Here is a 25,640-nt window from a genome sequence, read left to right on the forward strand (position 1 = left end):
ACTTTTGATCGTATGCTTTTTCATGGGCTCGCCCTCGCTGTCGTTGGCTTCTTAAGAATGCCACCGTGGCGCTACTGACGCCTCGGCTTGGGCGAGTCCATCCAATTACGAGGGTCCGCGGTGTGTCCGTGGGACTGACGTTAGCCGTAAAGGGGCCTTCGGATACGCCATCAAAAATCTGCGGTATGACCACTGATGCTTTCCCGGCTAAAGCCGGTCCTACAATTTGAGCCGGTCCTAAGAGGTTGCGCTCGCCCTGCCGGTTGCGGTTGCCAATGCAAATGTCGCGTGGGGGCTTTTTCGGCGGGGGATGACCAATGTCGCCGGCGAGCCGGTCAACCGCGTCACCATGGCCAACGCGGCGCTTTCCGCCACGCCGTAGCAACCTGTGCGTTCAAAGGCGATCTCGGATCGATGGCTGAGCTGATCCTCGTAAGCCGCCAGGTCACCTGCGCTGAAGAACCCTACCGTCAGGCCCAGCCCATGACCCAGTTCCAGCAACCCCGCTTCATCGGCTTTGCCATCAATCGACGCCAGGGCAGCAATGTCTGCCGGGGCCAGCTGACACTCCCGCAAACCATCCTCTATCAGTTGCCGAAGCTCCAGCGCTAAGCATCCGCGCTGGCAGCCCAGGCCGACCACCCACAGCGGTCGTTCGCACGAGTCATTCACCGTCACAGCGCGGGGTTCAAACCCGTGTGCGCCGCAGGCGTTTCACTGCGACGAAACAGCCAGGCGCTGATCCAGCCCAGGGCAATCCAGAACACGGCATTGGTCAGCAGCGACGCAATCTTGAACTGCGCTTCAAGGGCTTCCGGCGCAAGTGCTGAATGGACCGCCGGTTGCGGCGCGCCGACCATGTGCGGCACCACCAGAATCACCGCGCCCATGACCTTCAGCAGCCAGTGTCTGGCAAATACCATCAGCGCCAGGCCCGCAGCCGTGGACGCAGCGGTGCCGACCCACCAGATCTGCCGCTGTGTCAGGTCCGCCGCGACGGTGCCGGGCAGTTCGGGCGGCAAACCGAGGGTCGGCGCCAGCACAAACACCGCATAACCGGCCAACCCCCACAGCACCCCTTCGCGCGTACTTGCCGGCGTGCGCAGGGTGTACAGCGCCGCCAGCATCAAGGCGAAACCGACCGCGACCACCAGATTGCCGCCGGTGGTGGACAGCACGCGCTGCCAGCCATCTTCCGGCTCCCAGGCTTCTTCGTTATGGACATGAGCCGCCATGGCGTCGTCGGCGTGCTCATGCATCTCGACGGCGGGCGCCTTCTCGTAGGTCTCCGCCTGCAGAATAAGCGGCGCCACCGAGAAGCTCTGCAGCAACGTCAACAACAGGGCGGCCAGCAGTCCGGTGAACCCGGCCGTTTGCGCGATTCGCTTGAACATGGCGGCGGGTCTCAATGGCAAGGGAAGGCGGAGCTGTGACGGGTGTCGTGTGCCGCGTTATGCACCGCATCGATGTGGGAGAAGCCGGCGAAGTACACCAGAAACGCACCGAGAAACATCGCGCTGGCGGCGGCGACAAGGCGCTGGCTTTGCGTGCTCGCAACGGCCGTCGTGGTGTGTGTGGTGGTGCCGGACGTCTGGCGGGGTGTGCTGGTGGACATGGCGCTTCCCTCTGATGTGGATTCAGCGGACGGAAAGACGCGAAGACACCGCAGGCCAATGCCCGCAGTGCTCAACAGCGCCCGCCCACCGCGGGTTGTTATATGACGTTGTCGGGCCGGTCTCCGGGCTCGCGAGGGGCACATGCAACAGCCTTCACAGCCGTCGCGCCTTCAAGAATCGCCTTCCCATATCGCTGTGGACACAGTGGATCTGACTCTTCACTCGCTTACCGTTGCGGGGGCAGCACCGGACTGATGCACACCCGAAGGTCTGCACGCACCGGTTTCCCGTTTCACCCTGTGAAGGGCACCCGTAACAAGGTGTGTAGGAGACCACGGGCTGTTTGGCGCGTCAATCGACCCGTCAGTCGGCATGTCAATCGATGCAGCGATCGGTGCGTCAATTGGCGCGGCAATCATTGCAACGGCGCGATTGACCGGCCTGCGGTCACTGCGTAGCCTTGCGCACTTGAGGTTCGCCGGCCGCTTTTATGAAAGCCACCGGCGCTAAGAAGGGAATGCGGTTTCACGCCGCAGCTGCCCCCGCAACTGTAAACGGACCGCTTCATTGCACAGCCACTGCGCGAGCGGGAAGGCGCAATGAATGCCAGTCGCCTGACGATGCCTGTCAGCGACCGGCCGCCGTGAGCCAGGAGACCTGCCTCGAATCGGACCGCCTGCGAGCGGCCGAGGAATTCCACTACAACCGGGCGGGGTGATCCGGTGGCGAATCGAACCGCGAGCCTGTTTCTGTTTCTGCCGGCCTGCGCTGTTTTCGTCCTCGTTGCCCCGCCGCATGCCTGAGGGCAACCGATGAAAACACTGGCCAAACTCCCCGTCACCATCGTCACCGGCTTTCTCGGCTCGGGCAAAACCACCTTGCTGCGGCACATGCTCGACAACGCCGAAGGCCGTCGCATCGCCGTCATCGTCAATGAATTCGGCGAACTGGGCATTGATGGCGACATCCTCAAGCAATGCACCATCGGCTGCACCGAAGAAGAAGCCGTCGGTCGCGTGTACGAACTGGCCAACGGCTGCCTGTGCTGCACCGTTCAAGAAGAGTTCTTCCCGGTGATGCAGGAACTGGTCGCCCGTCGCGGCGACCTCGATCACATCCTCATCGAAACCTCGGGCCTGGCCCTGCCGAAGCCGCTGGTGCAAGCCTTCCAGTGGCCGGAAATCCGCAACGCCTGCACCGTCGACGCCGTGATCACCGTGGTCGACAGCCCGGCCGTGGTCGCCGGCACCTTCGCTGCGTTCCCGGATCAGGTCGACGCCCAGCGCAAACTCGACCCGAACCTGGACCACGAATCGCCGTTGCATGAGCTGTTCGCCGACCAACTGGCGAGCGCCGACCTCGTCGTGCTGAACAAGGCCGACATGCTCGACGCGGACGCACTGGCCGCCGTCCGCGCTGAAGTCGCCGAAGAACTGCCGCCAGCGGTGAAGATCGTCGAAGCGAACCGGGGCCAGCTGCCGATCAGTGTGTTGCTGGGCCTGGGCGCTGAGTCCGAGCTGCACATCGATGGCCGCAAGACCCACCACGATCACCACGAAGGCGACGATCCGGATGATCACGACCACGACGCCTTCGACTCGATCTCCATCACGCTGCCCCAGGCCGATGAATCGCTGTTGCTCGACGCGCTGACCCAGGCCGTCGTCCAGCACGGCATCCTGCGGGTCAAAGGCTTCGCTGCCATTCCCGGCAAACCCATGCGCCTGCTGGTGCAAGGCGTCGGCACCCGGTTCGACAAGCATTTCGACCGCGCCTGGAAGTCAGACGAAACCCGCGAAACCCACCTGGTGCTGATCGGCCAGGAGCTGGACGCGGGTGTTCTTGAAGCGCAATTGCGCGCTGCCGTTTCCGGGATCAAAGGCTAACCATGCACCTGCTGCGTACACAGCCCGGCGGCTTCGTTCCCGACGACAGCATCGCTGACCTGGGCCAGACGCCCGCCGAGCTGGTGATCCTGTGCAGCGCCGACTCAAACCTGGCGTTGCTGGCTGAAGTCGCGCAGCAACTGCCGGACGATTACCCGGGCCTGCGCCTGGCCAATCCCATGCAGGTGCAGAACCATGCCTCGGTGGATTTGTACGTCGACGAAGTGCTTCGCCACGCCAAGGTCATCCTGATTTCCCTGCACGGCGGCATCGGCTACTGGCGTTACGGCGTCGAGCGGTTGGTGGAGCTGGCGGCGAAGGGCGTCAAGCTGATTCTGGTGCCCGGCTGTGATCGGCCGGACCCCGAGCTAAGCGGCCTGAGCACCGAATCCGCCGAAGACCGCGAGCGGCTCTGGCACTACCTGCGCCAGGGCGGCAAGCACAACGCTCTATCGCTGTTCAGCTTCATCGCCACGCGCTGGCTGGGCGGTGACTATCCCTGGGCCGAGCCGCAAACCCTGCCGCGCACCGTGATTTATCACCCGCAGAACCCCAACGCCGACCTGGCTCGCTGGCAGGCCGACTGGCGCGCGGACCAGCCGGTGGCTGCGGTGCTGTTCTATCGCTCCCACCTGCAAGCGGCGAACACCGGTTTCATTGATGTGTTCTGCGAGCGCTTGTCGGCCCAGGGCTTGAACCCGTTGCCGATTGCGGTCGCCAGCCTCAAGGAAGCCGGTTGCATGACCGCGCTGCAGGACTGGCTCGATGAGGTGGATTGCGAGGTTATTCTCAACACCACCGGCTTTGCTCAATCCAGTCCGGAAGCGCCGGACGTGCGGCCGTTTCGCCGGGATATCCCGGTCATACAGGCCATTTGCGCCCAGGACAACGAACCGGCCTGGCAGGCCAGCGCCCAGGGCCTGGGCTCCCGGGATCTGGCCATGCACATCGCGTTGCCGGAACTGGACGGGCGCATCATCAGCCGGCCGATCAGCTTCAAGGACCTGGCCTGGCACAGCGAGCGCAGCCAGTCCGACGTGGTCTGCTACCGCGCCCAGCCGGGACGCATGGATTTCGTCGCCGAACTGGCCCGGCGCTGGGTGCTGCTGGCCCGTACGGCCAACACTGACAAGCGTGTGGCGCTGATTCTCGCCAACTACCCGACACGCGACGGGCGCATTGGCAATGGCGTCGGCCTCGACACGCCGGCCGCCGCGCTGAACATCCTCAACGCCATGCAGGCCGAGGGTTACCCGGTCGAGGGTCTGCCTGAATCGGGCACAGCGCTGATTCATGCCTTGCTCGGCGGCGTCACCAATGACCCGGACAGCCTCGATCAGCGGCCCTGCCACCAGAGCATGGCCATGGACGAGTACCTGGCCGCGTTTCAGGCATTGCCCGAGGCCAATCGCGATGCGGTCATGGCGCGATGGGGCGCTCCTGACACCGATCCCATGTGCCGCGACGGGCGGATGATGATTGCCGGCTTGCGTTTCGGCATGACCTTCGTCGGGATTCAACCGGCGCGGGGCTACAACGTGGACCACAGCGCGGTGTATCACGACCCCGACCTGGTGCCGCCCCACGGTTACCTGGCGTTCTACTTCTGGCTGCGCAAACGCTATGGCGCCCACGCCGTCATCCATGTCGGCAAGCACGGCAATCTGGAGTGGCTGCCGGGCAAAGGCGTCGGTCTGTCCGAGCACTGCTGGCCGGATGCGATCCTCGGCCCGATGCCGAATATCTACCCGTTCATCGTCAACGATCCGGGCGAGGGCGCCCAGGCCAAGCGCCGCACCCAGGCGGTGATCATCGATCACTTGATGCCGCCGCTGACCCGCGCCGAAACCTACGGTCCGTTGCGCGACCTTGAACTGCTGGCAGACGAATATTACGAAGCGCAACTGCTCGATCCGCGCCGTGCCCGTGAGCTGCAGAAAGACATTCTCAGGCTGGTGCGCGAGACCCATATCGACCGCGAACTGTCGATGGACGGGGATGCCGATAGCGACGAAGACGCCGCCGTGTGGCTGCCGCGTCTGGACACCTATCTGTGTGACCTGAAGGAATCGCAGATCCGCGACGGGCTGCACGTGTTTGGCGAGTCGCCCACGGGCCGGCTGCGCATCGACACGCTGCTGGCGATGGTGCGCGTGCCTCGCGGTGATGGTCGCGGCGGTCAGGCGAGCCTGTTGCGCGCCTTGAGTCAGGCGCTGGCGCTGGATTTCGACCCGCTGGACTGTGACCTCGGCGCGCCGTGGACCGGCGATAAACCTCAGGTATTACATGAGGTCAGCGCTGAACCCTGGCGTACCACGGGTGACACCCGCGAGCGACTGGAGCTGCTGGCTGCGCAGATGATTCAGCAGATTGCCGCTGGATTCGATGTGATTAATAGCTTTGAAAACAAAGGCTTGTCGGAGGTTGTTGAGTCTCTGCATGAGGTAGTGATTCCGCGCCTTGACGCGTGCGGTCCGGCCGAGATGGCCAACCTCCTTGGCGCGCTGAGCGGACGCTTTGTCCCCGCCGGCCCGAGCGGCGCCCCCAGTCGCGGACGGCTGGACGTGCTGCCCACCGGGCGCAATTTCTTCTCCGTGGACGTCCGTAATCTTCCGACCATGACCGCTTGGCGCATTGGCTTCCAGTCGGCAAACCTGTTGCTGGAGAGGCACTTACAGGACCATGGTGATTATTTACGTCAACTCGGGCTCTCGGTCTGGGGCACGGCAACCATGCGCACTGGCGGTGACGACATCGCCCAGGCCATGGCCCTGATGGGCGTGCGGCCGGTGTGGGGGACGGGCAGTCAGCGCGTCGATGATTTCGAAATCCTGCCCCTGAGCCTGCTTGATCGGCCTCGGGTTGACGTGACCCTGCGGGTTTCCGGGTTCTTTCGTGATGCGTTCGCCAACCTCATCCGCTTGTTCGATGCGGCGGTGCAGGCCGTTGCAGCACTGGACGAGCCCGATGACATGAACCCGCTGGCCGCCCGCGTGCGCCAGGAGCGCGAGCAATTGCTGCGTGACGGCCTGGATGCCGAGCAAGCGGCGAAGCAGGCCGGCTGGCGCGTCTTCGGCGCCAAGCCCGGAGCGTATGGCGCGGGGGTGCAGAACGCTATCGACGGACGCTTGTGGCAGAGCCGCGACGACCTCGCCGAGGTTTACCTGAACTGGGGCGGCTATGCCTACGGCGGCAGCGACGAAGGCACGCCCGCCCGTGACGGTTTTGCCAAGCGGCTCAGCCAGGTCCAGGCGGTGCTGCAGAATCAGGACAACCGCGAACACGACCTGCTCGATTCCAACGATTACTACCAGTTCCAGGGTGGCATGCTGGCGGCGGTGGAAAGCCTGTCCGGCGCAAAAGTAGCCAGTTACCACGGCGACCACAGCCAGCCCGATCTGCCGAAGATCCGCACGCTCAAGGAAGAACTCAACCGGGTGGTGCGCTCGCGGGCGGCCAATCCGAAGTGGATCGAAGGGGTCAAACGCCACGGCTACAAGGGCGCGTTCGAGATGGCGGCGACGGTGGATTTCCTGTTCGCCTTCGACGCCACCACCGAGCTGATCGACGATCACCAATACGCGCTGCTGGCCGATGCCTATCTGCTGGACGCCTCGACCCGCGATTTCATCCAGCAGCACAATCCTGACGCGTTGCGGGACATGACCGAGCGCATGCTCGAAGCGCAGCAGCGCGGCTTGTGGCAGGAACCGGGCGAGTACCGCGAAGCGCTGGAGAACCTGTTGCTGGACATCGAAGAGTCATGACCCTGGAAGAGCGCCTGCCGGGCAGTCTGCAAAGGCGCCTGACCGGCTTGAACCACATGACTGCCCCGCGGCTTGACGAGAATCGAACATGACCGACACCCCTCATTTCCCCCTGGCCGCCGTCGTCGGTGCCGATGACCTGAAGCTCGCCCTGTGCCTGACCGCCATCGACCCGAAAATCGGTGGCGTGCTGATCGAGGGCCCGCGGGGCATGGCCAAATCGACCCTGGCCCGAGGGCTCGCGGATTTACTGGCCAGCGGTCAGTTCGTCACACTGCCCCTGGGCGCTACGGAAGAACGCCTGGTCGGCACGCTGGACCTTGACGCCGCGTTGGGCGAGGGCCGCGCGGCGTTCTCCCCGGGGGTCCTGGCCAAGGCGGACGGCGGCGTGCTGTACGTCGATGAAGTCAACCTGCTTCCGGACCACTTGGTCGACTTGCTGCTGGACGTCGCCGCCAGCGGGGTCAATCTGGTGGAGCGCGATGGCATTTCCCATCGCCACGCGGCGCGCTTTGTGCTGATCGGCACCATGAACCCGGAAGAAGGCGAACTGCGCCCGCAGCTACTTGACCGTTTCGGCCTGAACGTGGCGTTGAGCGGGCAGACAATGCCGCAACAGCGCGGGCAGATCATTCGCCGTCGGCTGGATTTCGACGCCGCGCCCGAAGCCTTCTGTCAGCAATGGGCCCCGCAACAGCTGGCGTTGCAGACCCGTTGTGAAAGCGCCCGGGGGCTGTTGCCGAGCATTGAACTGGATGATGCCAGTCTGGGCCTGATCACCGAGCGCTGTTTTGCCGCCGGGGTCGACGGTATGCGAGCGGACCTGGTCTGGTTGCGCGCGGCCCGTGCCCATGCTGCCTGGCGCGGCGCTGCGCATATCGCCGAGGAGGACATCGACGCCGTGGCCGACTTTGCACTGCGTCACCGTCGTCGCGAACCGCAACCGCCCCAACAACCGCAATCCCAGCCGCCTGCGCCATCACAACAAACCCCGCCGAAACCCGATGACGGTGCTCCGCCGCAACCTGAATCGCCGGAAACAGGCGAGGGCAGTTGGGGTGAGTTGCCTGCCCGCACCGTGCAGACGGGTCACCGCAAAGAAGTGCCCCACTGGCCAAAAAAGCCCTAGGCATTCGCCCCCGTCTGCCGAAGGGGGCGAATGCCAGCCCTCGACCGGGTGCACTGGGCGGCGGCCGAAACGGCGCGGCCCGCGCGGGTGCAGAAGGCGCGATTGCCTGGCTGCCCACCTTGCTCCGTGGCCGCCCCCGGGTTCGCAGCGATCTGGTGCATCAGCCCCGCAGTCGCCGGCCGGAGCAGCTCTGGCTGGTGATCGTCGACGCATCGGCATCGACCCGGCGCAATCACGCGTTGAGTCAGGCAAAGGGTTTGTTGGCGGGGGTGTTCGATGATGCGTATCGGCAGCGCGCCAGATTGGCCTTGCTCACCGCCAGCGGCGCCGGCGCGCGCTGGCAGCATCAGGGCCTGAAAGCCAGCGCCGGGTTGCAACCGTGGCTGGATGCATTGGGTGCGGGGGGCGGCACGCCGCTGTGGGATGCGATCAATCAGGCGGCTGACTGGTCCGCAAAACGGCACAAGCGCTGCCCGGCGGAACAGCAACGGGTGCTGATTCTCACGGACGGGCGGGTCAAGGACATACCGGCGCTATCAACACGACCGGCGCAGCCGCTTCCCTTGTTCAGCGGCCCCGTGCTGCTGATCGACATCGAGCGTGGGCCCATACGGCTGGGCCGCGCCCGGGACATCGCCGTGCAACTCAACGCTGACTACCGCCACATCGACGAGTGCTGAGCGCACGTCGTCGTTCGGGTCTCAGGCGGGCATGGTCCACGGCTCGAGGCTGTAGCCTTCGCCGCTGATTTCAGCCCGGGCCTGTTCGAGAAACTGCGCCAGTTGCTTCGGATCGGAATAGGCGCTGCTGGGGATCTGCTTGCGGCCAATGCGGGTGCTGGTGCGATCGATGACGGTGAGGCTCAGTTCGCCGTTGCCATCCTGTGGGGCCCAGGCCACGCACTGGAAGGGTTCAAAGGCGTGACCGGCAATCAGCAAAGCATCGTTGAAGCGCAAGGGGGCGTTCATGGACTGTCCTCAAAGTGCCCGTGTACGTTGTGCACCGGCGGCGGGCGTATCGCTCGGTGGCGTCTGGTGTTGCTACTTGTACTGATGACCGTCCCCCAGGGCTGAGTCACACCCATTTTTGAAATTTCTTGATTTATTTTAAGCAGCGCTTTTGCCGCGCTTCCTTGCCGCGCCTGAGCCAAACTCCTGCGAGGCCAGGTTCTTCACTGCCAAGCGCGCTTGATGGTGTACGTAAACGCTAAGCACGTTTCGATCTTAGGCTTATACAGAATCGATCCAAGGGGGCGTCAGAAACCTTGTTATGGTGTCAATCGGCCTTCACAAGGCACTGTTTATAAGAATGTTTTCTCCATGGATCACTACGCGACCCCGGCGCCAAGGAAACTCACATGCATGATCTGGCCTCCATACGCCGCCTGCTGATCGTCGAACCGTGCGAGGAATGTCTGCAACTGGTCCCCGGCCTGCGCATTGCCGGGTGGGATGTTGACAGCTGCACCCTTGAAGAGGCCGCGTTGCGTCCCTGTGACGTTGGCCTCATCCGCCTGCTGCCCGAGCATTTCGAACACCCTGAAGTGGTCAAGTCACTTATCTCCCGAAGCAACACCGAATGGATCGCCGTGCTGACCAGCGAGGACCTGCGCCGTGAGCACATCGGTGATTTTGTCTGTGAGTGGTTCTTCGATTTCCATACCTTGCCCTTCGACGTCGCCCGCGTGCAGATCACGCTGGGGCGCGCCTACGGCATGGCGCGGCTGCGTGCCAAAAGCGCCAGCGTTGCCGGCGGTGGCGGTTATGGCAAAGGCGCCCCCTTTGGAGAGAACCCTGGCCAGCAATTGCTGGGGGAAAGCCGGCCGATGCGCGAGTTGCGCCGATTGCTGAGCAAGCTGGCGCCCACCGAATCACCGGTGCTGATCCGTGGCGAAGGCGGGACGGGCAAGGAGTTGATCGCACGTACGCTGCATGCTCAGTCCCAGCGTCGCGAGCAACCCTTCATTTCGGTTAACTGCGGGGCGATGTCGGAGCAATGGCTGCAGGAAGAGTTGTTCGGCACCGCCGACGTGGGAGACGCAACACGCCAGCGCAGGACGGGGCGCATTGAAGAGGCCAATGGCGGCACCCTGTTTCTCGACGAGATCGGCGATTTGCCCCTGGAGGTCCAGGCGAATGTGCTGCGGTTCCTGCAGGATCGGCACATTGAAGTGGCGGGGGAGCGTGTCCCGGTGGATGTGCGCGTGCTGGCGGCGACCCACGTCGATCTGGAAGCGGCGATTCGCATGAAGCGGTTTCGCGAAGACCTGTATTACCGGCTCAACGTGTTGCAGGTCGGCACTGCGCCGTTGCGCGAGCGGCACGGTGATCTGGCGTTGCTGGCCAATCACTTCGCCCAGTTCTACAGCCGGGAAACCGGCCGGCGGGCACGCAATTTCAGTCAGGACGCGCTGGTTGCCATGGGCAAGCACGACTGGCCCGGCAACGTGCGGGAGTTGGAGAACCGGGTGCGTCGCGGGCTGGTGCTGGCGGAAGGGCGGCAGATCGAAGCGTTCGACCTGGGGCTGCTGGGCGAAGAAGAGATCAGCACCAGCATGGCCACTCTGGATGAGTACAAGTCCCGGGCGGAACGGCAAGCGCTGTGTGATGTGTTGACCCGTCACAGCGACAACCTCAGCGTGGCCGCCAAAGTGCTCGGTATTTCTCGGCCAACGTTCTATCGCCTGCTGCACAAGCATCAGATTCGTTGATCAGGCCTTGAGCGATGCATCCGCCGGCGTTCACCTCCGGCGTGCAGGCTCTCAGTCATTGATCAGTTGGCTGACCCGCTGCAGTGCTTGCTCACTGCGGTGGCTCCAGCTCCCGCCAATCACCTCGAAAGGCTGCCCGTGGGCCACCAGCCATTGCCGGCTGGCCTCGAAGAATGCCTGGCGCTCGGCCAGGTCTGGCTGGCAACGCTGACCGTCGCCGACCCATTCGACCCCCTCCGGGGACAGCAGCAGGTGCAGATCGTAGTGGCGCTCGGCGAGGGCGGTTTCGATCCACGCCGGGCAGTCGTTGAACAGCGCACGGCTCCAGAGGACGTTGCTGAGCAAATGGGTGTCGAGGATCAGCAGTGACGGTTTAAGCGACCGCGCGGCGTCCTCACGGGCCAGTTGTTCCCGGGCAATGACGTCGATGTCGGCGTAGCAGGTGTCCCGCTGTACCTCATCGATGAACTGCCGCACGTATTCGCCCACCCGTACGCCGCCGAACTGCCGCTGAATCTCTTCCGCCAGCCAGCTCTTGCCGCTGGATTCGGGCCCTGTGAGTACCAGCACTTTCATCCCGGTCAACGCGCCAGCGCGGGGTCGGCGCGCCAGTCGCGCCAGCCCTGCACGGCGAGCAGGGTGAACAGCGCGTACAGACCCGCGGTGAGGTACAGCGCTTTATAGAGAAACAGGCCCACGAAGATCACGTCGAGCAGGATCCACAGCGGCCAGCACTGCACCCGCTTTTGCGCCATCCAGACCTGCGCGACCAGGCTGTAACCGGTCAGTGTGGCGTCGAGCCAGGGTTGCGCGGCGTCGGTGAAGTGGGCCATGGCCGCGCCAAGGACAACGCTGACCACGGCGCCGGCGACCAGGCTGAGCAACAGGCTGCCGCTGCCCAGCGAGGTGACGATGCGGCCGTTGTCTGCCGCGCCACGGCGGGTCCACTGCCACCAGCCATACAGCTGCAGCCCGGCGTACACCACCTGCAATAGCATGTCGGAGTAGAGCTTCACGTCGAAGAAGATCCAGGTGTAGAGCAACACCATGACCAGACCGATCGGCCAGCACCATGGGTTCTGTTTGACTGTCAGCCAGACGGCAATGACACCGAGTGCAGCGGCAAACAGCTCAAGCCCTGACATGGCAACTCCTGAAGAGACGGTGGAAAAACGGGTCGGCGATTGTAGGCGCTTTATCGCCCGAGGTGGGACGCGATGATGCGTCGGAAGCATCTGAAAAGGCGGTAGAAAAACATCCCGGGCAGCACGTCGGGTTCATAGAGGCAATGTAACGACGATGGGGTAAACGTCAAAGCCTTCGCGCCAGTATTCATGCTAGCGCGTTCGTCAGAAAGGTCTGCTAGCATCGCCGCGCTCATGCCCGAGGCAGAGCGCTGTAACGTTCATGCTTTTTTAACGTTTGACCGTTTATCGTTCGCGCAACAGTTTGTAATACATATCAAGAGAGCCGTGCCATGAGCAGGTTCCAGCCGGGGGAATGATGGATCTTTGGACCGCTGCACAGGCGCTGATACTTGGGGTTGTAGAAGGGCTGACGGAGTTTTTGCCAATTTCCAGCACGGGTCATCAGATCATCGTTGCGGACCTGATCGGTTTTGGCGGCGAGCGCGCGATGGCGTTCAATATCATTATTCAGTTGGGGGCAATCCTGGCGGTGATGTGGGAGTTTCGTCGCAAGATCCTCGACGTGGTCACCGGGCTGCCGACCCGGCCCGAAGCCCGGCGTTTCACCGCCAACCTCATCGTCGGCGTGTTGCCGGCCATGGTGCTCGGGGTGCTGTTTTCCGATCTGATCCACGAATACCTGTTCAACCCGATCACAGTGGCCGTTGCACTGGTGGTCGGCGGCTTCATCATGCTCTGGGCCGAGCGCCGCGAGCATGTGATTCACGCCGAAACCGTGGATGAGATGACTTGGGTGGATGCGTTGAAGGTCGGCTTCGCGCAATGCCTGGCGATGATTCCGGGTACTTCGCGATCGGGCTCGACCATCATCGGCGGGCTGCTGTTCGGCCTGTCACGCAAGACCGCCACCGAGTTTTCGTTCTTTCTGGCGATGCCGACCATGATCGCGGCTTCGGTGTACTCGGGGTACAAATACCGCCACCTGTTCCAGCCCGATGATCTTCCGGTGTTCGCCATCGGCTTCATCGCCGCGTTCATCTTCGCCATGATCGCCGTTCGCGGCCTGCTCAAGTTCATTGCCACCCACAGCTACGACGTGTTCGCCTGGTACCGCATCGCCTTCGGTCTGCTGATTCTCGCGACCTGGCAATTCGGCTGGGTCGACTGGTCCAGTGTGCAGGGCTGATCTTCCGATGACTCAACGTTCCGAATCGCAACACCCGGGGCGCTCGGCCGCCGCCAAGCCTGTCGCCGTGCGCTTTCTGAAACTCAAGCTGCTGGCGATGCTGTTGCTGTGCGGCTTGCCGGTCTACGGCGTCGTCACCTACTGGACCCGCGGCGGCAGCTGGCTGCCGGCGGCGATTTACGGGCTGATGAGCGTTGTCGCCTTTGGGTTTTACGGCTGGGACAAGAAGCAGGCCCAGCGCGGCGGCCAGCGGACGCCGGAAAAGCTGCTGCACGTGAGCGAACTGCTGGGCGGGTGGCCGGGTGCGCTGCTGGCCCAGCAAGTGTTCCGCCACAAGACCCGCAAGTTTTCGTACCAGCTGGTGTTCTGGTTGATTGTGCTGCTGCACGAATTGTTCTGGATCGACCGGCTGCTGTTCGGCGGTCGCCTGATTTCGCGCCACTTGTATTGAATGGCTTGCAGAAACGCTGGATGGACCCGTTTACAGTTTCAACGCCACCTGGCGGCGCTTCGACAGCTTGCCGACTACTAACTGGTGGGAGCGGATCAGCGCTTCCTTTAGCTCGTCTTCGCCCATGGCGAACGGGTAGGTCAGGGTGATCCAGTGGGCGCGGGCCAGGTAAGGCGCAGGGCGCACGCCCGGACGGTCGACGTAGCCGAGGAACAGCTCGGCGCCGACCTTGAACAACAGGTCGTTCCCGGCCAGGCCCATCACCGCGAACATCTTGGTGTCGGCGATGGAGAAGACCCTGACGCCGCCCCATTTGTAATCCTCCCGCGCGCCGGGAAGATTCAGGCAGAACGCGGCGACGTCTTCAATCTGCATCGGCATGTTCCTGAAGGGCGGTTAGGGGTATACGAGTGCGTGGGTTACCCATGGGCGCGACCTCCATTCGACGCCAGGTCCGCCAGAATCGGACAGTCCGGGCGGCGATCGCCCTGGCAGTGGCTGACCAGGTTCTGCAGGGTGTCACGCAGCCCGGCCAATTCCTCGATTTTCTGATTGAGTTCGGCGATGTGCTGGTGGGCCAGCGCCTTGACGTCGGCACTGGCACGGCCGCGGTCTTGCCACAGGGTCAGCAGTTTGCCGACCGCTTCCAGGGAAAACCCCAGATCCCGCGAGCGTTTGATGAACGCCAGGGTGTGCAGCTCGTCCGGGCCGTACAAGCGATAGCCGCTGTCGGTGCGGGCAGCGGCAGGGAGCAGGCCGATGGATTCGTAGTAGCGAATCATCTTGGCGCTGAGGCCGCTGCGTTTGGCGGCTTGTCCGATGTTCATGAAGCGTCTCCCGTGTCGTTGGGCTTGTAGTTGGGGGCGTCTATAGGTTCGTCGTTGGCTTGGTCTTTGGGTGTCCAGGTTTTCAACAGCAGGGCGTTGCTCACCACGCTGACGCTGGACAAGGCCATGGCTGCACCTGCCAGGACCGGATTGAGTAGACCGAACGCGGCCAGCGGAATGCCGATCAGGTTATAGACGAAGGCCCAGAAGAGGTTTTGCCGGATCTTTGCGTAGGTCTTGCGGCTGATGTCCAGCGCGGCCGGGATCAACCGCGGGTCGCCGCGCATCAGGGTGATGCCGGCGGCGTGCATGGCCACGTCCGTGCCGCCGCCCATGGCGATGCCGATGTCGGCAGCGGCCAGGGCAGGGGCGTCGTTGATGCCGTCACCGACCATCGCCACTACGCCGGTTTTTTTCAGGGCCACGACGGTGGCGGCTTTGTCGGCGGGCAATATTTCGGCGTGCACGTCGTTGATGCCCAGCGCCTGCGCGACGACCCTGGCGCTGCCGCGATTGTCTCCCGTCAGCAGGTGACTGCTGATGTGCCGGGCGGTCAGTTGCGCGATGGCCTCAACCGCGCCGGGCTTGAGCGTGTCGCCGAAGGCAAACAGGCCGAGCACCTGACGCTGCGGGCTCAGTTCGATCAGCCAGGACAGCGTGCGGCCTTCGGCTTCCCAGGCCTGAGCCCGCCCGTACAGGTCGACTCCGGTCAAGTTGCTTTCTTGCAGCAAGCCGCTTTCTTGCAGCAGGCGCTGATTGCCCAGCGCCAGTTCGCGGCTGTCCAGGGTGCCGGCGATACCGCGTCCGGCCAGCGCGCGGCTGTTGCTGACGTCCCCCAGGTTCAGGCCGCGTTCTGTGGTCACGTCCAGCACCGCTTTGGCCAACGGGTGTTCGCTGCCACGCTGCAGCGCACCGGCCAGTTGCAGCAGGGCGTTTTCATCACCGTCGAGGGCGGCCATGTGGGCAATGCGCGGCGTGCCCGAGGTCAGCGTGCCGGTCTTGTCGAAGACCACCGTGGTGACTTCATGGGCGCGTTCAAGGGCTTCGGCGTCCTTGATCAAAATGCCGTGGCGGGCGGCCACGCCGGTGCCGGCCATGATCGCAGTCGGCGTGGCCAGCCCGAGGGCACAGGGGCAGGCGATGACCAGCACGGTGACGGCGTTGATCACCGCGGCCTCCAGCGACGCGCCGGCCATCAGCCAGCCGACCAGCGTCGCCAGGGCAATCAGCAGGACCACCGGCACGAACACCTGGCTGACCTTGTCGACCAGTTTCTGGATCGGCGCCTTGGCTGACTGCGCGTCTTCCACCAGGCGGATGATGCGCGCCAGCACGGTTTCTGCGCCCAGTGCCTGAGTGCTGATCAGCAGGCGGCCCTCGCCATTGATCGCGCCACCGGTGACCCTGTCGCCGGGTTGCTTGGGGACCGGCAGGCTCTCGCCGCTGATCAGGGCTTCGTCGGCGTGGCTCTGGCCTTCGATCACCTCGCCATCCACCGGGAAGCGCTCGCCGGGTTTTACTACCACCTGATCGCCGATGCTCAGTGTGCTGATGGCGACCTCCATGTCCTGGCCGTCCACCCGCTTGATCGCGCGTTCAGGGCGTAATCCCTCCAGCGCCCGAATTGCGCTGGCGGTCTGGCGCTTGGCGCTGCTTTCGAGGTATTTGCCGAGGAGGACCAGTGCGATCACCACCGCCGACGCCTCGAAATACAGGTGCGGCATCGTCCCGGGCGCAGCGCTCAGCCATTGGTAGATGCTCAGCCCATATCCGGCACTGGTGCCCAGCGCGACCAGCAAGTCCATGTTGCCGGAACCGGCGCGCACGGCTTTCCAGGCGGCGACGTAAAAGCGCGCGCCGAGGAGGAATTGTACGGGGGTGGCCAGGGCAAACTGCAACCACGCCGGCAGCATCCCGTGGACGCCGAACGGCTGCAGCAGCATTGGCACCACCAGCGGCAGCGCCAGGACAATGGCGAGTATCAGTTGCCAGCGCTCGGTGTTGTGGCGTTGGCGCTGGTCGGCCTGCTGGACGGCTGAATCCTGTTCGAGGCTGGCGCTGTAGCCAGCCTTGTCGACGGCCGCCACCAGCACGGCGGGGTCGATCTGCCCGCTGACTTCGACGTGGGCGCGTTCGTTGGCGAGGTTGACCGTGGCGACCTGGACGCCGGGCACTTTGCGCAACGCGCGCTCGACCCGGCCTGCGCAACTGGCGCAGGTCATGCCGGCGATAGGCAGATCGAATGTTGCGGGACTGGGCATCGTGGACACTCCGGTAAGTCGATTGCCAGTAAGGATCAACCTTGCCCTTCTGGCAAGGTCAAGGTGCGTAACGGATGTTTTTCTGGCCGGATCGTTTGTCCGCCGCCGCGCAGGACAGCCCATTTGCAACCTGCGACAATCGCGGACCCTTTCGGCCAGGCGAGCGGCATACCGTGTACGACTTCAACGATTTGTACTACTTCGTGCAGGTGGTCGAGAACAAGGGGTTCGCCGCCGCCGCGCGCAAGATCGACGTACCGAAGACCAAGCTCAGCCGCCGCATCGCTCAACTGGAAGATCGGCTCGGGGTACGTCTGATCCAGCGCACCACGCGCAAGTTCACGGTGACCGAGGTGGGGCTGGATTACTACCGTCATTGCGTGGCGATGCTGGTGGAGGCCGATGCGGCGGAGAAGGTAGTCGAGCAGTCGAGGTCCGAACCCCAGGGCATCGTGCGCATCAGTTGCCCACCGGCGCTGGGTGCGATGGGGGTGAGCGACACGATCGTCAAGTTTATGGTGCTGCACCCGAAAGTGCAGGTTCAGGTGGAGAGCACGAACCGACGGGTGGATGTGTTGGGGGAGGGCTATGACATCGCGCTGAGGGTGCGTTTTCCGCCGCTGGAGGACGAGAATCTGGTGATGAAGGTGTTGGGCGAAAGCCATCAGCGGTTGGTGGTTCGTCCGTCGCTGCTGGAGGGTAAGGTGGTTCGAACGCCGCAGGAGTTGGTAGGGCTGCCGAGTATGGATCTGGCGCCGGCAAACCGTGAGCACCGTTGGGCGTTGATCGGGCCGGGTGGTGAGCGGATCGAGGTTGCCCATCAGCCACGCTTTGTGTCGTCGGATCTGGATGCGTTGCACCGGGCGGCGGTGGAGGGGGTGGGGGTGGTGCAGATGCCGGAGATTATGGTTCGGCATTCGTTGCATGAGGGGCGGCTGGTTGAGTTGTTGCCGGGGTTTCGGCCGCCAAGCGGGTTGATTCATGCGGTGTTTCCGTCTCGCCGGGGGTTGTTGCCGTCGGTGCGGGGGTTGGTGGATTTGCTGGCGGAGGATTTTGGGTTGAATGCGAAGGCGGATCGGGAGGCGTGTGAGCTGGCCGGCAAGCTGTAGGGGACTGATTTATTTACAGCGCTTCACCGTAAATTAATCTGTCCCCGGGTTTTTCAAGATCAAGATAAAGATCAAGGTTCTTTGAAATCAAGAGCGTCTGCCTGGGGGCAGACTGTTTCGCCTTCGGCGAGTTACTTGGAAAAGTCGAAAGTCGCACCATCCCCAAGTAACCAAGGGTGCCTGCTCCTGGTTTGGCCCGACTTCGTCGGGTTCCTTCACTCCGGTCTCGCTCCGTGGGCCCGCCGCCATCCGCCATCCATGGCGGGGGGCGGCTCTCGCGGCATCCATGCCGCTCGGCCCACTGCGCGAGACCTGCGTTCAGCCTGCACCCAAGTCGCGATTGGCGGTGTTTGGGCTTTTTGCGCATGAAGATCAAAAGCGCTTTAAAGCAGATCAGAAGCTTCCCGGCTGAAGCCGGTCCTACCGTCGGCGGCGGTCCTGCTGAATGCACGCGGTGTTTGTAGGACCGGCTTTAGCCGGGAAGGGGCCGGTGTGAACACTATGAATGTCAGGTTTTTTAGCATTCTTTAAACCAGCATCGATGCTCGATCTTTTGATTGTCCTGTATGTGAGACGATCTATCGCGTTTCAACCCTCTAATCACTTATTACCTCGCAAGGTAGGATGACGCCACTTGATCGCCAGGCGGCGATTCTCACCTTGGGAGCACTTTATGAAACTCTTGCACATCGATTCCAGCATCCTCGGCGATCACTCCGCTTCGCGTCAGTTGAGCCGCAGTGTCGTGGAGGCTTTCACCGCTTCTGCCCCGGACACTCAGGTGGTGTACCGCGATCTGGCGAATGAGCCACTCAGTCATTTCTCCGGCGCGACGCTGGCTGCTGCCGGGACGCCGTTGGAGGGCCGCGATGCGGCGCAGACGCTGGACGTGGAGACCAACGAAGCGACGCTGGCGGAGTTTCTGTCGGCGGACGTGGTGATCATCGGTGCGCCGATGTACAACTTCAGCATCCCGAGCCAGTTGAAGGCGTGGATCGACCGGATCTGTGTGGCAGGCCGCACGTTCCGTTACACCGAGGCGGGCCCGGAAGGTCTGTGCAAGGGCAAGAAAGTGATCGTCGTTTCGACCACTGGCGGTCTGCATCAGGGATTGCCGAGCGGCGTAGGCCATGATGACTTGCTCAAGGTGGTGTTCGGTTTCATCGGCGTCACCGACCTGCAATTCGTTGTGGCCGAAGGCCTGGCTTATGGTGAGGAGCCGCGTGCCGCTGCCATGGCCGCCGCGCAAAAGAACATCAGCGAAACGCTGTTCGCCTGATCCGACCAACCCGCAGGGATACACGCGACCTTCCCGGTCGGTAAACCCTCAGCAGCCGAGGGGACAGATTGATTTACGGTGAAGCGCTGTAAATAAATCAGTCCCCCTCGGTTTAAAAGAACATCAGCGAAACGCTGTTCGCCTGACCCGACCAACCCGCAGGGATACACGCGACCTTCCCGGTCAGGTAACCTCAGCAGCCGAGGGGACAGATTGATTTGCGGTGGAGCGCTGTAAATAAATCAGTCCCCTCGGCTTGTCACTCGGCTTTGTCCCCCTCGGCTTTTGCGTCCTGTCATTCAGCCCCGCGACAGGCTTTATGAGATCTTTGCGCGTAATCTCGTTGCAGCACCGTAGAATGCCGGCCCAATCGGTCTGTTCTGCGTCAAACGGCGGCCGCTGTCTTTCATTCATCGAGCTTGGCCCGCCTTGTGCACCCTTGATCCTCAAACGTTTCGGAATGTTATCGAACCCCGCGGGTCAGATAGCGACAGACGCCGTTTTTACGGGCCCTCAGGCCTTGAGCGTCTGAATCGGCAGGGATGGATTGATAAGGTGAGGGGCATTGCAATGATGCGTCTTTGTGCAGTGATGATGATCAGCCTGCTGGGCAGCCTGTTTTCGGTGCAGGCCAGCGAGCTGCAGAGCTGGAGCGTGGGCTTTCACGAGCTGACGTTTCTCGATCCGCTGGATTCCCGGCCCATGCACGCCTATGCCTTTTACCCGTCCACCGACGATGAGCACGTCACCCGCGTTCAGGGGTATCCGATTGAAGCGTCGGAAGACGCCACCATTGCCATGGGTCGTTTCCCGCTGCTGATGCTGTCCCACGGCAACACCGGCACGCCGCTGGCGCAGCACGACCTCGCGACGTCATTGGCGCGCAAGGGCTTTGTCGTCGTGGCAGTGTTTCATCCGGGCGACAACTACATGGACCACAGCCGCCTGGGCAGCCTGAGCAATCTTTATGGTCGCCCGCTGCAAATCTCCGAAGCCATCAGTGCCGCGCTGATCGACCCGATGCTGTCGCCGTACATCAGCGCGCGTCGGGTGGGGGTGATCGGTTATTCGGCGGGCGGCGAAACGGCGTTGATTCTCGCCGGCGCCCAGCCTGATCTGCAGCGTCTGCGCCATTACTGCACCGAGCGCCCCCAGGACCGTGACGCCTGCAAAACCCAGGGCGAACTGGTGGCAGACCGTGACGACCTGCACGCCCAAGCCGATCTCCGCGTGGGGGCATTGATGCTGATGGCGCCGCTGGGGTTGATGTTCGGTCGGCAGACCTTGGCTGAGGTGCACGTGCCGGTGTTGCTGTACAGCGGCGACGGCGACGAATTGCTCGCCATCGACAAGAACGCTGAAGCATTGGCCCGCAAGCTCCCCGATGTCTCGGATTTCAAGTTGTTTGCCGGCGCAGGGCACTTTGTGTTCATGGCGCCCTGTGATGACGAGCAACGGGCCACCCAACCGGGCCTGTGTACCGATGCCATCGGCGTCAACCGAGAAAGCATTCACCGCGACCTGAGCACCGAAGCCGTGCGCTTTTTCGGCACTGCGTTGGGTACGCCCCTCGGCACCGCCGGGATGCAGACCGCCGCCCATCGTGAATTTGATCCCGTCAGCAGCCTCGATCAATAACGCTGCGCGGAAACCTCAGACCGACTCGCGCAGCTTAAGGGGCTTCTGAAGCGGGTGAGGCCCCCGCGGGTTTGCCCCGAATCACTTTGCCGCGCCGCTCGGCAATCTCCCGCGCCTGACCATCACGCTGCCCGCCGGTACGCGCCTCGCTGATCAATGCCGGGATCAACGGCCCCTCTGGCAAGTTCTTCCAGAACCGCGCCGGGAAATGACCCTGCATGACTTTCGGATTGAGCCGCGCCGGATTGAAGATGTGGCTGTAGTAGGTCAGCCACAGATTGCCGTGGGGATCATCGGCATTGCGTGCCAGGGATTGCCACGCTTCCGGGCATTCAGGCTGATGAATCAGCTGCTTGCCGTCATAGAACACGCCGTCTTTGGGCGTTGCGATCATCCAGCGATGACGGCCCATGCGCCCGATGAAGTGCTCGCTGGCGGTGCGCAGAATGTCATGGGCGGCCTCGTGCCACGCGACGTATTCCGGCAGGCAAGACATCTCCAGCAACGCCGCCTTGGCCGCAACGTCTTCGGCATTGTCGATCACCGGCAGCGCCACGAAGCGCAGGAACGCGTGCAGGTGATGGGCTTCCCGGCTGACCTGTTTCAAGCGCCGGTGCAGTTCGCTGCCCAGTTTGTCGCCGGCCAGCATGGCCGTGCGATCACCGTGACTGACCCGCCAGAGCACTTCGTAGAGCAGCGTCCAGCGCTGGTCGCCGCAGAACTGCGCGGCGTTCTGCAGCAGTTCCAGCAATTCGAGGGGAATGCGCGCGCGAAACGGGCCGGGCTCGTCCGGGTAATCGGCGTCGCTGGCGAAGAGGTCGGCGTCCTGCTGCACGCTCCAGCTCACCTGGTCCGGGTTGATCTGGTGGCTCAGCAGCCAGCGCGCCTGCTGCCGCCAGGTGTCGAATGAGTCGGCGCAATCAAGAATGATCATCCCCACAGCGCCATCTGTTGCGGCTGCGGTTTGTCGCGCAGTTGCTCGCGCAAATCGATGCTCGAGCTCTCGGCCTGACGCGGATGGTAGTCGCTGGTAATGATGAACGGCTTGGCCTTGGCCAGCACACAGCGCAGCCGGGTCAGGTCTTCGTAACGAATGCGACGTTGGCGGCGCAGTTCGACCAGACGTTTGGTGGTGCGAATGCCGATGCCGGGGATTCGCGCGATCATCGCTGGCTCCGCGCGGTTGAGGTCCAGCGGGAAGATGTCGCGATGCTCCAGCGCCCAGGCGAGTTTCGGATCGATGTCCAGGGCCAGATGACCGGGGCCTTGCAGCAGTTCGTTCGCGCTGTAGCCATAGCTGCGCAGCAGGAAATCAGCCTGATACAAGCGGTGCTCGCGCATCAGTGGCGGCGCAGCGTGGGGCACGCTCTTCGGGCTGTTCGGAATCGGGCTGAACGCCGAGTAGTAGACGCGCTTGAGGCGGAAATCGCCGTACAGGGATTCGGCGGTGTGCAGGATGGTGCTGTCATCGGTTTCGTCAGCGCCCACAATCATCTGCGTGCTTTGCCCGGCGGGCGTGAATTTCGGCGCACGCGGCTCGTTGAGCACGGTTTGCTGACCGGTGTAAATGGTCTGCATGGCCTGCTTGATCGAGCCCATTTCCTTTTCCGGTGCCAGGGTTTGCAGGCCCAGCTGGGTGGGCAGCTCGATATTGACGCTGAGGCGATCGGCATAGCGACCGGCTTCTTCGATCAGCGCAGGGTCGGCTTCAGGGATGGTTTTGAGGTGGATATAGCCACGGAATTCATGCTCTTCACGCAGCAGCTTGGCGACGCGGATCAGCTGTTCCATGGTGTAGTCGGCCGAGCGGATGATCCCGGAGCTGAGAAACAGGCCGCTGACGCAATTGCGGCGGTAGAAGTCCATGGTCAGGGTGACCACTTCTTCCGGGCTGAAACGTGCGCGCGGCACGTCGCTGGACCGGCGATTCACGCAGTACTGGCAGTCGTACAGGCAGAAGTTGGTGAGGAGGATTTTCAGCAGCGAGACACAGCGCCCGTCGGGGGTGTAGCTGTGGCAGATGCCCATGCCGGTGCTCGATCCGAGGCCGGATTTGCCTTCGGAACTGCGCTTGGGTGCGGCGCTGCTGGCGCAGGAGGCGTCGTACTTGGCGGCGTCGGCGAGGATGCTCAGCTTGTCGATCAGCTGCATGGATTTTCTCGATACTGTTTTTATGTACAGTATCGAGTTAGCCGGGGATGAACAAGGGCCGATCGGATGGATGGCCGGTCGATCAACTGATGCGCTGTACCAATTCCTTCAATTCGCCGAAATCTTTGACGCGATGAAAGTTGGCGTTGTCCATGAACGCCGAGAAATCCGTGTCGCCATAACCCGCCACTTGGGCGCCGGCGCCGAGTCCTGCTTCAACGCCCGGAATGCTGTCTTCCACCAGCAGACACTGATTGGGCGGCAGGCCCAGCAGTTCGGCGGCGTGTTCGATCAGGATCGGGGACGGTTTCCACGATTGCACTTCATAGGCGCTGACGATCAGGCCGTGGAACACGTCCAGCAGGCCGACCGTACTCAGGCAGGTTTCGATCTTGCTGCGCGGGCCGTTGGACGCCACGCATTTGGGCAGCGAGAGGTTGCGCACGAATTCGACTGCGCCGGGCATTTCTTCGAGGCGTTCCTGCAGCAGCGGCAGGGTGCGCGCGCGGAATTCGGGTTCGATTTCGTCGCTTGGCAGCCATGGATAATCGCGGCACAGGCCTTCCAGGCACAGCGCAAACTGCACGCCACGAAAGCGTTGCAGCACTTCGTCGACGCTCAGCAACACTTGATGCTTGTTGAGGATGTCGCGCAGCAGGCCGGCGGCCAGCCGTTCGCTGTCAACCAGGGTTCCGTCGCAGTCAAAAATGACGCCGGCAATATTCAAACAGGGCTCTCCTTCTCTCTCGATCGGGCTTTCTCGACCGGAATGCGTGTTCAGGTGTCTGGAATGCGGGTAGGGGCAGTTCGACCGGCATTATCCAGAAAAGTTGGCGTCGATGTTCAGTCACTGACTTACGGTACGGCGCACCCAGTCCACGGGGAAGGTGTGCAGGAGGGCTAACCGCCATGGGAGCAGGCCGACGGTTCCATCGTCGGGCCTGCGCGTGAAGCATCGGTTACAGCTCGACCGGGGTGACCAGCGTGCCCTTGTCGAAATGACCACTGACGTTGGCGAACACCAGGTCGGCCATGGCCTGGCGGGTTTCGTAGGTCCCCGAGCCGATGTGCGGCGTGAGCACCACATTGTCCAGCTTCCACAGTTCGGCGGGCACGTTGGGCTCGTCTTCGAACACATCGAGGCCGGCCCCGGCGATTTCCGAGGCCATCAGCGAGGCGACCAGGGCCTTCTCGTCGACGACGCTGCCGCGGGCGACGTTGATCAGGAATGATTTGGGACCGAGGGCTCGAAGCACGTCGGCGTCGATCAGGTGTTGGGTGTCCGGGCCGCCGGGGACGATGACGATCAGGTAGTCCGAGTCCTGGGCCAGGTCCCGAAGGTCACCGTAGTGCCGGTAGGGCACATCGTCGTAGGCGCGGCCACGGCGGAAGTAGGCGATGTTCATTTCGAACGCGGCGGCGCGCTTGGCGATGGTCTTGCCGATCTTGCCCAGGCCGACGATGCCGCAGGTCTTGCCGCACAGGTCATTGCCGAGGGGGAACTTGCCGTTGGGCCACTGACCGGCCCGCACGAAGCGCTCGCCTTCGCTGATGCGGCGGGACACGCAGAGCATCAGCGCCATGGCGGTTTCGGCGACAGCGTTATTGAGGACCTCGGGCGTGTTGCTCAGCTTGATACCACGGCGCGCCAGATACTCGGTGTCCACCGCGTCGTAGCCGACGCCAAAGCTGCTGACCACTTCCAGGTTCGGCAGCCGATCGAGAACGGCATTGTCGGTGCCGAACACACCGCTGGTGACGACGCCGCGCACCTTGGCCCCGTGTTGGCTGGCCCAGGCGTCGATGTCGTGGATGTCGGCGAGTTTGTGCACGCTGTAATCGCGCTCAAGGTGGTGCATCAGCGAGGCATGCATCGGACCCCAGACCAGAATGTCGGCTTTCTTGTCGCTCATTGTTTTCTCCTTCATCAGGCCAGATAAGCTTCGGTATTCAGCACCTCGGCATAGGCGAAGCCCAGTGCGGACATGAACGCGGCGTGGACCTGGGCGGCCGGCACTACATCGCCATTGAACTCCAGGTCACGACTGGCGCAGGCGTCATGAATCACTTTGACGGTGTAGCCGAGGTCCGCCGCCGCTCGGGTGGTGGCGTCGATGCACATGTGGCTCATGGAGCCGATGATCACCAGGTGCTCGATGCCTTTTTCTTCAAGCAGCGCCTGCAGCCCGGTGTCGCGGAACGAATTGGGGAAGTGCTTGAGCACCACCGGCTCGTGCTCAAGGTTCAGGACTTTGGGGTGCAGCCTGGCGCCCTCGGAACCAGGCGTGAAGAAGGGCGCGTCGGCACCGGACTCATGGCGGATGAAGACGATCAGATCCCCGGCGTCGCGGGCCGCCTGAACCACCTTGACGGCGTTGTCCGCGGCGGCGTCGGCGCCAACCAGCGGCCATTTACCGCCAGGGAAGTAGTCGTTCTGGATATCAACTACGATGAGCGCTGTGCTGGACATTCGGGCTTCCTT

23 protein-coding genes, 2 pseudogenes and 2 riboswitches are annotated in these 25,640 nt (G+C 63.1%); of the genes and pseudogenes, 11 read left to right on the forward strand and 14 right to left on the reverse strand.

The window, feature by feature from the left end; translation table 11 throughout:
- Nucleotides 1-237 precede the first annotated feature (237 nt).
- The 3 genes from SLW74_RS12525 to SLW74_RS12535 are packed head-to-tail and all read right to left on the reverse strand — an operon-like array spanning nt 238 to nt 1,615.
- Nucleotides 238-672 (reverse strand): cobalamin biosynthesis protein, encoded by a 435-nt coding sequence (locus SLW74_RS12525; protein WP_410929056.1) that lies wholly within the window; start codon nt 670-672, stop codon nt 238-240.
- A gap of 2 nt (nt 673-674) precedes the next feature.
- On the reverse strand, nt 675-1,394 hold the full coding sequence (locus SLW74_RS12530; RefSeq protein WP_410929057.1) for a CbtA family protein: 720 nt from the start codon (nt 1,392-1,394) through the stop codon (nt 675-677).
- Nucleotides 1,395-1,405: 11 nt separating this feature from the next.
- The gene (locus SLW74_RS12535; RefSeq protein ID WP_410929058.1) at nt 1,406-1,615 is read right to left on the reverse strand and encodes a CbtB domain-containing protein; all 210 of its coding nucleotides are present in this window, start codon (nt 1,613-1,615) and stop codon (nt 1,406-1,408) included.
- Between the two features lie 96 nt (nt 1,616-1,711).
- Nucleotides 1,712-1,945: riboswitch (cobalamin riboswitch) on the reverse strand.
- A 125-nt stretch (nt 1,946-2,070) separates the two neighbouring features.
- A riboswitch (cobalamin riboswitch) is annotated at nt 2,071-2,296 on the forward strand.
- Between the two features lie 132 nt (nt 2,297-2,428).
- Here SLW74_RS12535 and cobW point away from each other — a divergent pair.
- The 4 genes from cobW (at nt 2,429) to SLW74_RS12555 (ending at nt 9,078) form a co-directional block, all read left to right on the forward strand.
- The gene (cobW, locus tag SLW74_RS12540; RefSeq protein ID WP_410929059.1) at nt 2,429-3,502 is read left to right on the forward strand and encodes a cobalamin biosynthesis protein CobW; all 1,074 of its coding nucleotides are present in this window, start codon (nt 2,429-2,431) and stop codon (nt 3,500-3,502) included.
- 2 nt (nt 3,503-3,504) lie between these two features.
- Nucleotides 3,505-7,269 (forward strand): cobaltochelatase subunit CobN, encoded by a 3,765-nt coding sequence (gene cobN / locus SLW74_RS12545; protein WP_410929060.1) that lies wholly within the window; start codon nt 3,505-3,507, stop codon nt 7,267-7,269.
- 88 nt (nt 7,270-7,357) lie between these two features.
- Nucleotides 7,358-8,398, forward strand: coding sequence for an ATP-binding protein (locus SLW74_RS12550; RefSeq protein WP_410929061.1), 1,041 nt, complete (start codon nt 7,358-7,360; stop codon nt 8,396-8,398).
- 53 nt (nt 8,399-8,451) lie between these two features.
- Nucleotides 8,452-9,078, forward strand: coding sequence for a vWA domain-containing protein (locus SLW74_RS12555; protein ID WP_410929250.1), 627 nt, complete (start codon nt 8,452-8,454; stop codon nt 9,076-9,078).
- Nucleotides 9,079-9,099: 21 nt separating this feature from the next.
- Here the strand turns inward: SLW74_RS12555 and SLW74_RS12560 are convergent, their stop codons facing one another.
- The gene (locus SLW74_RS12560) at nt 9,100-9,366 is read right to left on the reverse strand and encodes a hypothetical protein (protein ID WP_065991433.1); all 267 of its coding nucleotides are present in this window, start codon (nt 9,364-9,366) and stop codon (nt 9,100-9,102) included.
- A 389-nt stretch (nt 9,367-9,755) separates the two neighbouring features.
- On the opposite strand from SLW74_RS12560, the pseudogene SLW74_RS12565 reads away from it, so the two are divergent.
- Nucleotides 9,756-10,040: pseudogene (locus tag SLW74_RS12565) on the forward strand (sigma-54-dependent Fis family transcriptional regulator); the annotation flags it as partial.
- Nucleotides 10,041-10,196: 156 nt separating this feature from the next.
- Nucleotides 10,197-11,108 (forward strand): annotated as a pseudogene (locus SLW74_RS12570) (sigma 54-interacting transcriptional regulator); the annotation flags it as partial.
- A 51-nt stretch (nt 11,109-11,159) separates the two neighbouring features.
- On the opposite strand, the gene SLW74_RS12575 reads toward SLW74_RS12570, so the two are convergent.
- Both SLW74_RS12575 and pnuC read right to left on the reverse strand, forming a co-directional pair.
- Nucleotides 11,160-11,684 (reverse strand): AAA family ATPase, encoded by a 525-nt coding sequence (locus tag SLW74_RS12575; RefSeq protein ID WP_369320065.1) that lies wholly within the window; start codon nt 11,682-11,684, stop codon nt 11,160-11,162.
- A 5-nt stretch (nt 11,685-11,689) separates the two neighbouring features.
- On the reverse strand, nt 11,690-12,253 hold the full coding sequence (gene pnuC, locus SLW74_RS12580) for a nicotinamide riboside transporter PnuC (RefSeq protein WP_065991436.1): 564 nt from the start codon (nt 12,251-12,253) through the stop codon (nt 11,690-11,692).
- A gap of 358 nt (nt 12,254-12,611) precedes the next feature.
- On the opposite strand from pnuC, the gene SLW74_RS12585 reads away from it, so the two are divergent.
- The gene (locus SLW74_RS12585; protein ID WP_369305862.1) at nt 12,612-13,442 is read left to right on the forward strand and encodes an undecaprenyl-diphosphate phosphatase; all 831 of its coding nucleotides are present in this window, start codon (nt 12,612-12,614) and stop codon (nt 13,440-13,442) included.
- Nucleotides 13,443-13,449: 7 nt separating this feature from the next.
- Nucleotides 13,450-13,893, forward strand: coding sequence for a DUF1294 domain-containing protein (locus SLW74_RS12590; RefSeq protein ID WP_410929062.1), 444 nt, complete (start codon nt 13,450-13,452; stop codon nt 13,891-13,893).
- Between the two features lie 30 nt (nt 13,894-13,923).
- Here the strand turns inward: SLW74_RS12590 and SLW74_RS12595 are convergent, their stop codons facing one another.
- Genes SLW74_RS12595 through SLW74_RS12605 form a run of 3 tightly spaced genes read right to left on the reverse strand, consistent with a single transcriptional unit; the run spans nt 13,924 to nt 16,981 of the window.
- On the reverse strand, nt 13,924-14,268 hold the full coding sequence (locus SLW74_RS12595) for an MmcQ/YjbR family DNA-binding protein (protein WP_410929063.1): 345 nt from the start codon (nt 14,266-14,268) through the stop codon (nt 13,924-13,926).
- Nucleotides 14,269-14,312: 44 nt separating this feature from the next.
- A complete protein-coding gene (gene cueR, locus SLW74_RS12600; RefSeq protein ID WP_065991439.1) occupies nt 14,313-14,720 on the reverse strand; it encodes a Cu(I)-responsive transcriptional regulator in 408 nt (135 codons plus the stop codon).
- On the reverse strand, nt 14,717-16,981 hold the full coding sequence (locus SLW74_RS12605) for a heavy metal translocating P-type ATPase (protein WP_410929064.1): 2,265 nt from the start codon (nt 16,979-16,981) through the stop codon (nt 14,717-14,719). Before SLW74_RS12605 ends, cueR begins: the two co-directional genes overlap by 4 nt.
- Before the next feature lie 173 nt (nt 16,982-17,154).
- Between SLW74_RS12605 and SLW74_RS12610 the strand changes: the two genes are divergently transcribed.
- From SLW74_RS12610 to SLW74_RS12620, 3 genes are all read left to right on the forward strand, one after another.
- Nucleotides 17,155-18,090: a LysR substrate-binding domain-containing protein gene (locus tag SLW74_RS12610; RefSeq protein WP_369320080.1), complete on the forward strand. Its 936-nt coding sequence runs from the start codon at nt 17,155-17,157 to the stop codon at nt 18,088-18,090.
- A 673-nt stretch (nt 18,091-18,763) separates the two neighbouring features.
- Nucleotides 18,764-19,369, forward strand: a complete 606-nt coding sequence (locus SLW74_RS12615; RefSeq protein WP_410929065.1) for an FMN-dependent NADH-azoreductase — start codon at nt 18,764-18,766, stop codon at nt 19,367-19,369.
- A 570-nt stretch (nt 19,370-19,939) separates the two neighbouring features.
- On the forward strand, nt 19,940-21,007 hold the full coding sequence (locus SLW74_RS12620) for an alpha/beta hydrolase family protein (protein WP_410929066.1): 1,068 nt from the start codon (nt 19,940-19,942) through the stop codon (nt 21,005-21,007).
- A gap of 34 nt (nt 21,008-21,041) precedes the next feature.
- Here SLW74_RS12620 and SLW74_RS12625 read toward each other — a convergent pair whose 3' ends face one another.
- The 5 genes from SLW74_RS12625 to SLW74_RS12645 all read right to left on the reverse strand — a co-directional run bounded on the left by SLW74_RS12625 (nt 21,042) and on the right by SLW74_RS12645 (nt 25,628).
- On the reverse strand, nt 21,042-21,941 hold the full coding sequence (locus SLW74_RS12625) for a TIGR03915 family putative DNA repair protein (RefSeq protein WP_410929067.1): 900 nt from the start codon (nt 21,939-21,941) through the stop codon (nt 21,042-21,044).
- A complete protein-coding gene (locus SLW74_RS12630; protein WP_065991445.1) occupies nt 21,938-23,158 on the reverse strand; it encodes a putative DNA modification/repair radical SAM protein in 1,221 nt (406 codons plus the stop codon). Before SLW74_RS12630 ends, SLW74_RS12625 begins: the two co-directional genes overlap by 4 nt.
- Before the next feature lie 82 nt (nt 23,159-23,240).
- A complete protein-coding gene (locus tag SLW74_RS12635) occupies nt 23,241-23,885 on the reverse strand; it encodes an HAD family hydrolase (protein WP_065991446.1) in 645 nt (214 codons plus the stop codon).
- A 232-nt stretch (nt 23,886-24,117) separates the two neighbouring features.
- Nucleotides 24,118-25,071 carry a 2-hydroxyacid dehydrogenase gene (locus SLW74_RS12640; RefSeq protein ID WP_410929068.1) on the reverse strand — a complete coding sequence of 318 codons (954 nt, stop codon included), beginning with the start codon at nt 25,069-25,071 and terminating at the stop codon, nt 24,118-24,120.
- 14 nt (nt 25,072-25,085) lie between these two features.
- Entirely contained in the window at nt 25,086-25,628 is a 543-nt protein-coding gene (locus SLW74_RS12645; protein WP_065991448.1) for a cysteine hydrolase family protein, read from the reverse strand.
- Between the last annotated feature and the right edge of the window lie 12 nt (nt 25,629-25,640).

The sequence above is a fragment of the Pseudomonas sp. W5-36 genome (assembly GCF_046540455.1).
Lineage (GTDB): Bacteria > Pseudomonadota > Gammaproteobacteria > Pseudomonadales > Pseudomonadaceae > Aquipseudomonas > Aquipseudomonas graminis_B.

Excerpts from the sequence above, each read along its gene's own strand:
- SLW74_RS12530 (WP_410929057.1), bottom strand. The coding sequence starts at position 1,394 with ATGTTCAAGCGAATCGCGCAAACGGCCGGGTTCACCGGACTGCTGGCC.
- SLW74_RS12535 (WP_410929058.1), bottom strand. The coding sequence starts at position 1,615 with ATGTCCACCAGCACACCCCGCCAGACGTCCGGCACCACCACACACACC.
- cobW (WP_410929059.1), top strand. The coding sequence starts at position 2,429 with ATGAAAACACTGGCCAAACTCCCCGTCACCATCGTCACCGGCTTTCTC.
- cobN (WP_410929060.1), top strand. The coding sequence starts at position 3,505 with ATGCACCTGCTGCGTACACAGCCCGGCGGCTTCGTTCCCGACGACAGC.
- SLW74_RS12550 (WP_410929061.1), top strand. The coding sequence starts at position 7,358 with ATGACCGACACCCCTCATTTCCCCCTGGCCGCCGTCGTCGGTGCCGAT.
- SLW74_RS12560 (WP_065991433.1), bottom strand. The coding sequence starts at position 9,366 with ATGAACGCCCCCTTGCGCTTCAACGATGCTTTGCTGATTGCCGGTCAC.
- SLW74_RS12575 (WP_369320065.1), bottom strand. The coding sequence starts at position 11,684 with ATGAAAGTGCTGGTACTCACAGGGCCCGAATCCAGCGGCAAGAGCTGG.
- pnuC (WP_065991436.1), bottom strand. The coding sequence starts at position 12,253 with ATGTCAGGGCTTGAGCTGTTTGCCGCTGCACTCGGTGTCATTGCCGTC.
- SLW74_RS12585 (WP_369305862.1), top strand. The coding sequence starts at position 12,612 with ATGGATCTTTGGACCGCTGCACAGGCGCTGATACTTGGGGTTGTAGAA.
- SLW74_RS12590 (WP_410929062.1), top strand. The coding sequence starts at position 13,450 with ATGACTCAACGTTCCGAATCGCAACACCCGGGGCGCTCGGCCGCCGCC.
- SLW74_RS12595 (WP_410929063.1), bottom strand. The coding sequence starts at position 14,268 with ATGCAGATTGAAGACGTCGCCGCGTTCTGCCTGAATCTTCCCGGCGCG.
- cueR (WP_065991439.1), bottom strand. The coding sequence starts at position 14,720 with ATGAACATCGGACAAGCCGCCAAACGCAGCGGCCTCAGCGCCAAGATG.
- SLW74_RS12605 (WP_410929064.1), bottom strand. The coding sequence starts at position 16,981 with ATGCCCAGTCCCGCAACATTCGATCTGCCTATCGCCGGCATGACCTGC.
- SLW74_RS12615 (WP_410929065.1), top strand. The coding sequence starts at position 18,764 with ATGAAACTCTTGCACATCGATTCCAGCATCCTCGGCGATCACTCCGCT.
- SLW74_RS12620 (WP_410929066.1), top strand. The coding sequence starts at position 19,940 with ATGATGCGTCTTTGTGCAGTGATGATGATCAGCCTGCTGGGCAGCCTG.
- SLW74_RS12625 (WP_410929067.1), bottom strand. The coding sequence starts at position 21,941 with ATGATCATTCTTGATTGCGCCGACTCATTCGACACCTGGCGGCAGCAG.
- SLW74_RS12630 (WP_065991445.1), bottom strand. The coding sequence starts at position 23,158 with ATGCAGCTGATCGACAAGCTGAGCATCCTCGCCGACGCCGCCAAGTAC.
- SLW74_RS12640 (WP_410929068.1), bottom strand. The coding sequence starts at position 25,071 with ATGAGCGACAAGAAAGCCGACATTCTGGTCTGGGGTCCGATGCATGCC.
- SLW74_RS12645 (WP_065991448.1), bottom strand. The coding sequence starts at position 25,628 with ATGTCCAGCACAGCGCTCATCGTAGTTGATATCCAGAACGACTACTTC.